Annotated in this window: 7 protein-coding genes and 1 other annotated feature; all 7 genes read left to right on the top strand. The window is 35.4% G+C overall.

Annotated features, from left to right (window positions below):
* Positions 1-14: 14 nt before the first annotated feature.
* The 7 genes from ACO5V7_RS05710 (at position 15) to rpsR (ending at position 11150) form a co-directional block, all read left to right on the top strand.
* Positions 15-758: an ABC transporter ATP-binding protein gene (locus ACO5V7_RS05710; RefSeq protein WP_298648592.1), complete on the top strand. Its 744-nt coding sequence runs from the start codon at positions 15-17 to the stop codon at positions 756-758.
* Positions 748-2394, top strand: a complete 1647-nt coding sequence (locus ACO5V7_RS05715) for a hypothetical protein (RefSeq protein WP_485485408.1) — start codon at positions 748-750, stop codon at positions 2392-2394. Before ACO5V7_RS05710 ends, ACO5V7_RS05715 begins: the two co-directional genes overlap by 11 nt.
* Positions 2395-2556: 162 nt before the next feature.
* Positions 2557-2794: a binding site (T-box leader), on the top strand.
* A gap of 44 nt (positions 2795-2838) precedes the next feature.
* Positions 2839-3972, top strand: a complete 1134-nt coding sequence (locus ACO5V7_RS05720) for a 5-methyltetrahydropteroyltriglutamate--homocysteine S-methyltransferase (protein ID WP_485485409.1) — start codon at positions 2839-2841, stop codon at positions 3970-3972.
* Positions 3973-4199: 227 nt separating this feature from the next.
* Positions 4200-9917 carry a ZmpA/ZmpB/ZmpC family metallo-endopeptidase gene (locus ACO5V7_RS05725; protein ID WP_485485410.1) on the top strand — a complete coding sequence of 1906 codons (5718 nt, stop codon included), beginning with the start codon at positions 4200-4202 and terminating at the stop codon, positions 9915-9917.
* 124 nt (positions 9918-10041) lie between these two features.
* Positions 10042-10341 carry a 30S ribosomal protein S6 gene (gene rpsF, locus ACO5V7_RS05730; RefSeq protein ID WP_005608182.1) on the top strand — a complete coding sequence of 100 codons (300 nt, stop codon included), beginning with the start codon at positions 10042-10044 and terminating at the stop codon, positions 10339-10341.
* A 46-nt stretch (positions 10342-10387) separates the two neighbouring features.
* Complete coding sequence (gene ssb / locus ACO5V7_RS05735) at positions 10388-10885, top strand: single-stranded DNA-binding protein (protein WP_298648608.1); 498 nt, start codon at positions 10388-10390, stop codon at positions 10883-10885.
* 22 nt (positions 10886-10907) lie between these two features.
* On the top strand, positions 10908-11150 hold the full coding sequence (rpsR, locus tag ACO5V7_RS05740; protein WP_005608178.1) for a 30S ribosomal protein S18: 243 nt from the start codon (positions 10908-10910) through the stop codon (positions 11148-11150).
* Positions 11151-11277: the final 127 nt, after the last annotated feature.

Genomic DNA, 11277 nt, shown 5'->3' on the forward strand with positions numbered 1-11277 from the left:
AAGGAGGAATTTACATGATTGAATTTAAAAATGTTTCAAAAATATATGGACAAACCGTCGCTTTAGATGGGCTCAACTTAACGATTGAAAGTGGAAAAATTATTGGATTAATCGGACATAACGGGGCTGGTAAATCAACCACAATCAAATCACTCGTGAGCGTCATTCATCCAACAAGCGGAGAAATTGTTGTGGACGGACAAGAACTTTCAGCTAATCGACTTGCGATTAAAGAAAAAATTGGCTATGTGGCTGATAGTCCAGACCTATTCCTACGATTAACAGCCAATGAATTCTGGGAATTAGTTGCTTCTTCCTATGGAATGACTCTAGATGAAGTAGAAAATCGACTTGCTTATCTATTAGATTTATTCGATTTTGAAGGACATCGTTATGAAGTGATTGATTCATTCTCACATGGGATGCGTCAAAAGGTATTCGTTATCGGAGCGCTTTTATCAGACCCTGAAATTTGGGTACTCGATGAACCAATGACGGGTCTTGACCCACAAGCTTCTTACGACTTGAAGAAATTAATGCGCGAACATGCCGATAAAGGGAATACTGTTCTCTTCTCGACACACGTTTTAGAAGTAGCAGAACAACTTTGCGATAAAATTGCGATTTTGAAAAAAGGAAAACTACTTTTCTACGGTACGATTCAAGAGTTGAAAGGACAACGACCAGATAGCACGCTTGAAGAAATCTACTTATCACTAGCCGGTAGACAAGAAGGAGTGGATTCACATGCGGTTTAATCGAATTCTTACGCTGGTGAAGACCAATTTAATCTTTGCAACTCAACCGGCAATGTTACAAAATTATCGAAAGAAACAAGCGAAAAACCCATCGAAACCGGTGAATGTTGCGATGAGAACATTGATGCAACAATTGATGTTTGCGGTGATGTTTGGAACTTTATTTGGAATTCCAGGAGCAATTTCGGGACGTTCATACCCTCCACTTCAATTTGCGAGTACGGTTTTCTTATTCTTGATGATTTTAATTTCGCAAGCATTACCAGCTGTTTACAATGTCTTTTATGAAAGTAAAGACTTTGAATCGTATTTACCTTATGCTTTTACAGAATTAGAAGTCATTCTTGGGAAGAGCCTTTCGATTGTAGTGGCTACATTGCAAGGATTTATTCCAATTGTGATGTTATTTGGAATCCACGTGTATTTTTCAGGGGGCAATTTCCTCCTCACAATTCCGATTGCCTTAATAGGAGCGCTTGTACTCAGTGCGATTGTTTACGTATCGATGTTTCTTCTCTGCTTCTTCCTAGCGAAGATTCCGCTTTTTAGAAAATATCAATCCGTGATTACGAATATTTTAATCTTTGTAATTTCTCTTGGAGCCATTTTGGGATATCAAGTGATGATGTTGACAAAATCCGTTCAGATAGAGATATCAATAGGAGAAATGCCAATTTTCCTTAAGCCAGAACTAGCCTTCTATAATGCGATTTTAGACCCACTCGATATGAGTGTTTATCCGATGATTGGATTAGTGCTCTTAGTATTTGTGGCGATTTTACTCCTCGTGAAGTTCATTGTATTGCCAAACTTCTATCAAGCTGTTTCGCAAACATCGTCTTCGAAAGTAAAAGTCGAACGTGTAAAACAAATGGAGTTAGATGGCAACAAGCTTTCGACAAAATTCATGATTCGCTATACTCTTCGCCAATTAACGGAAGGTTCTGTATTAACGCAAACGATTATTAGTGCAGGAATATTACCATATCTCTTCCTTATTCCAATGGCCTTTAGTTTGTCGAATATTTTAGTAGGCTTTAGTTTTATGAACTTTTTAAATCTAAATACCTTCTTACCATTTGCGATGCTGATTACCTTCATTGCATTCTTCAATACAGGAGGAAATAATTTATTAGCGGTAGGAATTTCACTCGAGCGAGAAAACTATTATTATCTTAAAGTTCTTCCATTCGATATGCATCAATTTTTGGAACGTAAATTCTGGATTCTCTTTGCGATTCAGTCTGCTATCCCTGTTGTTCTTATGACGGTCATTTGTACGGCGCTTCGCTTACCGATTTATATGACCTTAGGCATTATTCTCTCATGGGGAATCATCAGTCTAGGGCTTAGTCGTTGGGGATATGCCAGAGACTTGAAGCTCTTTACCCCAAGTTGGACGAATGTCATTGAACTCTTAAACCGTATGCGTAGCGGGGTAAAAGCGATTATTTTCATGGTCGTTCTCTTTGGATTTATCTTTGGAGCTGTTTATTTATTAACTGAATTACCAAAATGGGATCGTACCTTGGTTTGGTTCATTACCATTGCTTATGTTGTTTTAATTCTCGGTTTATCGATTTACGCAACATTCTACTATAAGAAAAAATTACATGAATTAGTCGATTCTGAATAATGATTGAAGACTTAGAGATTGTCTCTAAGTCTTTTTTTATAACCTATGTTATAGGCTTTTTAAGGTGTATAACTTAAAGTTATAACAGTCGATAGAAAAACGGTATAAGAAAACCTATTGCTATGCGGTTTGTTCTCTGTTATCCTTAGACCATGTTCATCAGACATCACAAAGAACAGGTGAGTAGAAAAGAAAATTTGCTAAGAGAGTCTCGGTAGGTGGAAAGAGATCAAATTGAATTTTTGAAGATGGCCTGGGAGTGATTTTACATCGAATCATTAGATGTAAATGGGTAGCCCATTATAGCTGTAGAGTATAACACCCAGTGTGCGTACTCGGTAAGGTAGGATTCGTGAGGATTCTACAAAACAAGGTGGTAACACGAAATTTCGTCCTTGCAGTAGCGATACTGTGAGGATTTTTTATTTATAGGAGGAATGTCCAATGTCAAAATTACAAGCACCATTTAGAGTCGATCACGTAGGAAGTTTCTTACGTCCAAAAGAATTAGTAGAAGCAAAAGAAAAATTTGCAAAAGGAGAAATTACACGCGAGGAATTAACAGCCGTCGAAGATAAAGCCATCGAAAAGTTAGTCGAACAACAAAAGAAAGCTGGATTAAAAGGATTCACAGACGGCGAATTCCGTCGCCAATATTGGCACTTAGATTTCTTCTGGGGATTGAACGGAGTGGACCACACTCAAGCAAAAATCGGATATCAATTCCACGATGAAATTACAAAACCAGACTCAGCAGATGTCGTTGGAAAAATCACTGGTGAAAATCACCCATTCGTAGAACACTTCAAATTCTTGAAACAATTTGAAGATGAAGATTTCATCGTAAAACAAACAATCCCTGCTCCAGCGCAATTCTACTTCGAATTGATTCGTGACGCTGAGCATATTGAGCAAACTTTCTCAGTATACCCTTCAAAAGAAGAACTCTTTAAAGATATCATTGCTGCTTACAGACAAGTGATTAAAGAATTATATGATGCAGGTTGCCGTCTCTTACAAATCGATGACTGTACATGGGGTGTGATCGTAGATGATAACTTCTTAAATATCATTTCAAAAGAAAGTCATTTAACACCTGAAGAATTAAGAAGAGAACACAAACGTGAATTCCTAGAGTTAAACAACGGAATTCTAGAAGACTTACCAGAGGATTTAACAGTGAACACTCACGTATGCCGTGGAAACTTCCACTCAACTTGGGCAAGTTCAGGTGGCTACGATTCAGTAAGCGACGCATTATTCGAAGACGAAAACGTACATGCGTACTACTTAGAATACGATACAGACCGCGCCGGCGACTTCAAGCCACTAGCTAAAGTAAACAATGGTAAGAAAGTCGTTCTAGGACTTCTCACTTCTAAATCAGGAAAATTAGAAGATAAAGATGAAGTCATTGCTCGTATTAAAGAAGCAAGTGAGTATGTTCCACTAGAAGACTTATACTTAAGTACACAATGTGGATTTGCATCAACAGAAGAAGGAAACATCCTTACTGAAGACGATCAATGGAAGAAAATTGCCTTAATTAGCGAAATCGCACGTGAGGTTTGGGGATAACATTAAATGAAATAAGCTCCTACAGCTGTTTTGTAGGAGCTTTTTTTTATAGTTTTTAATTGGATGAGTGTATTATCTATGATACATCAAAGAAAATTTTGTATGAAATGCATATGTTTTTTGTAAGAACAGACGGCTAGGATTTTTAATAAAATGTGTTATAATGAGTTGCAATATTTTAAAAGTAGTTTTCTAAAAGGATTAGGAATTAAAGAAAGGATTCAACTATGAAAAAAGAAATTTTTTCCATTCGAAAAATAAAGAAATATGCTGGATCTGTATTAATTGGTTCAGCTTTTTTTGGTATGGGCACTACAGTAAATGCTGCTGGGACTACACAGTATCATCATTTGGATTATGCTAGCTTAAGTGATGAAGAAAAGCAGTTGATTCAGTATGAAGTACCTCCACAAGAGGAAGAAGTTTATTATCTAGTATATAAAAAGACAATGGGAAATTTACCTCATACAGGTACAGAAACAAATCCAACTTCTTTTGTATTAGGCGGACTAGCTCTAGCAGCATCTAGTATCATCTTGGTAGTTTCTAAGAAAAAGAAAAATAAGATTCTAGGAGCGATTCTTTTCACTACTGCGGGGATGGCTACCTTTATTCCTTCTACTGCATTTGCGATGGATTTAAGTAAAGCCATTCATGAACCAACTCAGGAAGGAATCATACAAATCGATGGGTATGAATATGTGGGGTATGTAGAAGCAAAAAATCAACCGCAACCAAATACTCTATCAGAACCATCTACTGCAAATACTACCGAAGCTATTCAAAATCATACAACAAGTACAACCGTTGAAGATCCAGTTAGTCCAAATGAAGATAAAATTTCTTCAACTGGGAACAAACCTAGATTAGAAGTAACAAAAGAAGCTATTCCTTATACCACAACAATTCAAAATGATGCGACTCTTCCAAAAGGAGAAACGAAAATTCTTCGAAAAGGTGTAGATGGAGAACGAACAATTTTTACAGAAATTCGTATTGAAAATGGAAAAGAAGTAAAAGTCATCGTTGACTCTATTATCTCAAAAGAAGCGGTTCCTGAAGTAGTTGCCAATGGAACAAAGGAAGAAATAACGCTTCCTAACGTCGAAACTAGAGTAACTCCTGAAGAGGGAGAACCCTCTCCTACTGTGAATAAACCTACATTAGAAGTAACTGTTGAACCAATTCCTCATGGAAAAATCGTTCAAAATGATGTGACTCTTCCTAAAGGAGAAACGAAAGTCCTCCAGCAAGGAATAAATGGAGAACGGACAGTCTTTACAGAAATACGAGTAGAAAATGGACATGAAGAAAGAAAAATGATTGAATCCACTATCTCGAAGCCTGCTGTGGATGAAATTGTAGCAGTCGGAACAAAGGAAAACACTGTCGTAGAAGCAGTTGTTGAAGAAAAAGAGACAGTTGATGTTGATTTTACGACTGAAATTATAGAAGATTCTTCTAAATATACAGACGATGTAACAATTCTTCAAGAAGGTGAAAAGGGACAATCTATCCTCACAAAACATTATAAAACAGTAAATGGCATTAAAGTTGGAGACCCAATACACATTACTGAAGAAGTCATCAAACAAGCTAAACCGAAGAAAATCATTCAAGGAACAAAAGCCATTGACGGAACAACCTCTGAAGAAACCTTTGAAAGTATTCCTTTTAAAGAAATCGTTGAAGAGGATGAGACTTTAGCAAAAGGAACGATGACTGTTTCAAAAAACGGTAAAGAAGGACGTAAAAAAATTACAAAAACGTTTAAAACCGTTAAAGGGGAAAAAACTTCCGAAGCACCTAGTGTAGAAGAAACCATTATAGAACCAGCTGAAGATAAGATTATTAAAAAAGGAACGAAAGAACTAGAAAAACCAGTTTTATCGATTAATTCTTTACAAAAAAATGATTTAAAACGTACGGTTGAAGTGGATTATTCATTAACGAAACCAGAAGGCGTTACCATTCAATCGATTACCCTCACTTTGAAAAAAGAAGGCAAAGTTGAAAAAGAAGTAACCCTTTCAGAGAATGAATTACACTCTGTTCTAGAAGGTCTTGATTACTATAAAGACTATACTCTATCTACATCAATGATATTTGATAGAGGAAACGGCACGGAAACTCAACTGTTGGAAGACCAAACGGTTCGATTAGAACTAAAGAAAATTGAAATTAAAGATGTGAGAGAAGTTCGTTTAGTTAGATACGAAAATCAAGAGGAACATAACGAAACTCGATTGACATCTGTTCCAACAGACACCAGTCATTATTATTTAAAGATCACTTCTGAAAATCATAAAACAACTTTATTAGCGGTAAAAACGATTGAAGAAATTGCCTCAAACGGAAAAGAAGTCTATAAAGTGACAGCTATGGCTGAAAATTTAGTCGATCGTCAGAGAAATCAAACTTTTGAGGACGTATATACTTACTTTATTGAAAAGCCAAGAACCCATGTGGGAAATGTGTATTATGATTTTGAAGACTTAGTGAATGCGATTCGTGAAAATCCGACAGGAGAATTTAGACTTGGTCAAAGTATGAGTGCGCGTAACGTAGCCTCTCAAGGAAAATCATATATTAAAGCAGAATTTACTGGAAAACTATTAAGTGAAGATGGTAAACGTTTTGCGATTAAAGACTTGGAGCATCCATTATTCAATGTCATTAAGAATGCAACTATTAAAAATGTGAATTTTGAAAATGTAGATATTGATCAAAAGAATCAAGATGATATCGCTACTGTTGCTCAAACGATGAATGGAACTTCAGTGATTGAAGATGTTAAAGTAACAGGTTCTATTTCTGGTCGAAACAATGTGGCAGGGATTGTCAATTATATGAATGAAGGCACTCGTATTGAAAATGTTGCTTTTATCGGAAAATTACATTCAACAAGTGGAAATGCTTCTAATTTAGGAGGGATTGCAGACAAAAATTACCGTGCAATTGTAAGACGTGCTTATGTTGATGCTACTTTAACAGGGAATAAAGTCCGTGCTAGTTTATTAGTGCCATATGTTGAGTATGGAATGATTGGAGATTATTTAACGGGGACGAAAGGTTCTCTAACGCAGTCCGTTGCTAAAGGAATCATTCGTGTAAGAGAACCTATTCAATCGGCAGCTTTTGCAAGTAAAACTTGGCCATTTGGAACGGTAAAAGATAATGTCAGTTATGCAAAAGTAATTAATGGAGAAATGTTATTTGGTTCGGATGATATGACTAATGAGTATTCTCATCCTCACATCAATCAATTATATAGCGTACAAGGTTATAGTGAAGGTAAAAAGTCCTATAATCAATATCCTGGTAAGCAAATCGAGTTAACAAAAGAAGCTGCGGATGCTCGTGTGGCAAGTTATAAGATTACTGCGAATACTTTTGTAAGCGAAGAATCCCATATCGATGCTTTAAACCGACTTGTTTCGAAAGAAAATCCTTATACGGCGATTCAAGATTACAAAGAGTCTCATAAACAAGCTTATAAGAACTTGGAAAAGATTCAGCCATTTTATAATAAGGAGTTTATTATCAATCAAGCGAACCGTTTAGAAGAAAACCATGCTTTTAATCAAAAAGAAATTTTATCGGTTACTGCGATGAATCAAACAAATTTTGTAACGGATTTAAGTCAAGCCGATCGTATCCTCGTTCATTATGCAGATAAAACAAAAGAATTCTATACTTTAAGAGAAAGTACTGAAGGGATTTCGAATGTTAAGGAATACGATATTGTGGAATTAGGGATTAAATATACGCCGAATATTGTTGATAAAAACCATAGTTCATTGATTCATGACATTGTTGAAAAATTAACTTCAGTAGAATTACAGTCGAATGATGTGTATCAGTATCTTGAAAAACGTCAAAAACCTCAAGATAATACGATTGAGAAAAAACGCGAATATGTAAAAGATCTTTATTTAGAAGAAAGCTTTGCACATGTAAAAGAAAACTTAACAACGTTTGTGACTAAACTAGTTCAAAACGAAGACCATCAATTGAATGAATCTTCTGCGGCAAAACAAATGATTCTTGATAAAGTAGAAAAAAATAAAGCAGCATTAATGCTAGGAATGGTCTATTTACATCGTTATTATGGGGTTCATTTTGACCAATTCAATATCAAAGAATTAATGCTTTTTAAACCAGATTTCTATGGAATTAATTCTGATGTATTGGAAAGATTGATTGAGATTGGTTCTAAAGAAAGTACATTAAAAGGAAATCGTACCTTTGATGCCTTTGGAGAAGCATTAGCGAAACATACATTAGTTAGAAATTTAGATGAATTTTTAAATTATAACCGTCAACTATTGACTGAATTTAAAAATATGAATGATTGGTTTATTGATGCAACCAAAGAGAAAGTTTATATCGTAGAACGTGCTTCTAAGATGGAAGGGTTAAAAAATGCAAAATATCGCATATTTGATAATTTAATTGTTCCTGTGCATAGAAGAATGATTTTACCTTTATTAAATGTAGAGAAGGCAAAGATGTTCTTGATTTCAAATTACAATACTCTTACGATTGGTTCTGCGGATAAATATAGAAAGACGATTGAAGAAATGAAGGCCGATATTAATTTAGTAGCCGATCGTCAGCTTAATTATTTAGATTTCTGGTATCGTTTAGCCATCGATAAAGTAAAAGGTAGACTTGCTAAAGATACAGTTACTCCAATTTGGGAAGGCTATAATGTTCATGGACAAGGATGGCCAGATAAATACGGACGTTATGGACAGCCAAATGTTTATGCTCCAATTCGAGAATTTTATGGACCTGTTGGGGATTACTATGGAAACAATGGTGGTTATGCAGGTGCATATGCATATATTTACGCAAATCCTCATCCAACTGAAAAAGTTGTCTTCGTAATGTCTGATTCCATTAGTGATTATGGGGTTTCTGCCTATACGCATGAAACGACACACATTAATGACCGCGTGGTATATCTTGGTGGTTATCGTCATAGAGAAGGAACAGGTGTTGAAGCTTTTGCACAAGGAATGCTACAGACTGCTGTACCAGGAGGTATGGGCGAATATGGAGCGTTAGGATTGAACATGGCTTTTGAACGTCCAAATAATGGTGATCAATGGTATAATCCTAATCCAAATGAACTACATTCGCGTACGGAAATCGATCATTATATGAAGGGATATAACGACACCTTAATGCTACTGGATTATTTAGAAGGTGAATCTGTTATTAAACAAAATAACCAAAGCTTGAATAATGCATGGTTTAAGAAAGTAGATCGTGAACTTCGAAATGCGAAGCAAAATCAAAATGATCAATACGATAAAGTTCGCCCACTTACCCAGGAAGAAAAACAAATTCAATTACGTTCAGTGAATGACTTAGTGGATCATAACTTTATTACCAATCGAGATTTCGATAATCGCATTTTCAAGCCAGATGATTATGATTCTGCATATGTGAACGTCCGTATGACAGCTGGTATCTATGGTGGAAATACAAGTAAAGGTTCTCCAGGAGGGTTATTATTTAAACATAATACATTCCGAATGTGGGGATATTTTGGTTATGAAGAAGGCTTTATTGGCTATGCTTCTAACAAATATAAGAATGATGCTGACAAAGAGAAAAAACCTCTTAGCGATGAATTTATCATTCAAAAAATTTCTAAAGGTCGTTTTAATAATTTAGAAGATTGGAAGAAAGCCTATTTTGATGAAGTTGTTCAACAAGCTAAAAAAGGATTCCATTCATTTGAATTAAACGGAAAAACGATTAATAGCTATGAAGAATTACAAACACTATTTGAGGAAGCTGTTCAAAAAGATCTAAGAAGTTTGAAGAATGGTTCGGTAAATCCTCAAAATGTGGTTGAATTAAAGGCAAAAGTATTCAAACAATTACTGAAAGCAACCAATAGCTTTAAAGAAGAAGTATTTAAAAAATAAAAATACTTAAATTGCTTTTCATATCAAAGTTTGTTATAATTACAGAACGTGAGTATTAGAAATAATACTCTCCTTGCTTGCTGAACATTCAGTAGGCCAAAAGTCCATAAGGAGGTGACAGTCAATGAGTCAAACATCAAAATACGAGATTTTATATATCATCCGTCCAAACATCGATGAAGCTGCTAAAGCTGAATTGGTTGCAAGATTTGATGCTGTTTTAACAGACAACGGTGCAGTTGTTGTTGAATCTAAAGACTGGGCGAAACGTCGTTTTGCATACGAAATTAAAGATTTCCAAGAAGGTATCTATCACTTAGTGAACATCACTGCTGAAGATGCTGCTGCAATCGATGAATTCGACCGTTTAGCGAAAATCAACAATGACATCTTACGTCACATGATCGTTAAATTAGAAGCATAATTGTTTATTATATGTAAACAAAAATCTTGAAAGGAGTAAGAATTAAATGATTAATAATGTTGTATTAGTTGGACGCTTAACACGTGCCGTTGATTTACGTTATACTTCAAACGGAACTGCTTATGCGAGCTTCTCTATTGCAATTGATCGTCGTTACCAAAACCAAAACGGTGAACGAGAAACAGACTTTATCAATTGTGTAATGTGGCGTAAAGCTGCAGAAAACTTTGCGAATTTCACTCGTAAAGGCTCACTAGTAGGAATTGAAGGACGTATTCAAACTCGTAGCTATGATAACCAACAAGGCCAAAAAGTTTATGTGACTGAAGTGCTAGCTGAGAACTTCTCGTTATTAGAATCACGTAATGTTACTGAACAACGCCCAGCAAACGATCAAAGCTCACAAGGTGGATTCCAACAAAATCAAACGAATAACTTTAATCAATTTAACACTCCTACTTCATCATTCGGTGGTGGAATGTCAGATCCATTCTTAAGTAATGGAGAGACAATCAACATTTCAGATGATGATTTACCATTCTAAAGTTTAAAAGGAGGATACCATAATGGCTCAACAACGTAGAGGTGGCGGTCAACGCCGTCGTAAAAAAGTTTGCTACTTCTGTGCAAACCACGTAGACTACATTGATTACAAAGATGTAGAATTATTAAAACGTTACATTTCTGAAAAAGGTAAAATCTTACCACGCCGTGTAACAGGTACTTGTGCTAAACACCAACGTACTTTAACTGTTGCAATCAAACGTGCGCGTATCATGGGATTATTACCATTCACAACAGTAGACTAATATTAAATAAAAGGATTGAGAACTTCTCAATCCTTTTTTATTTTATTATATATCAAAAGTTTAAATTGTTAATGATGAGATTTCTTCATTTGGAAGAACTTTAAGCTCTTATCAACATTCAAATTTT

The organism is Granulicatella sp., from assembly GCF_057274575.1.

Bases quoted from the DNA above. Each gene is read 5' to 3' on its own strand.
- ACO5V7_RS05710 (WP_298648592.1), top strand. From the start codon at position 15: ATGATTGAATTTAAAAATGTTTCAAAAATATATGGACAAACCGTCGCT.
- ACO5V7_RS05715 (WP_485485408.1), top strand. From the start codon at position 748: ATGCGGTTTAATCGAATTCTTACGCTGGTGAAGACCAATTTAATCTTT.
- ACO5V7_RS05720 (WP_485485409.1), top strand. From the start codon at position 2,839: ATGTCAAAATTACAAGCACCATTTAGAGTCGATCACGTAGGAAGTTTC.
- ACO5V7_RS05725 (WP_485485410.1), top strand. From the start codon at position 4,200: ATGAAAAAAGAAATTTTTTCCATTCGAAAAATAAAGAAATATGCTGGA.
- rpsF (WP_005608182.1), top strand. From the start codon at position 10,042: ATGAGTCAAACATCAAAATACGAGATTTTATATATCATCCGTCCAAAC.
- ssb (WP_298648608.1), top strand. From the start codon at position 10,388: ATGATTAATAATGTTGTATTAGTTGGACGCTTAACACGTGCCGTTGAT.
- rpsR (WP_005608178.1), top strand. From the start codon at position 10,908: ATGGCTCAACAACGTAGAGGTGGCGGTCAACGCCGTCGTAAAAAAGTT.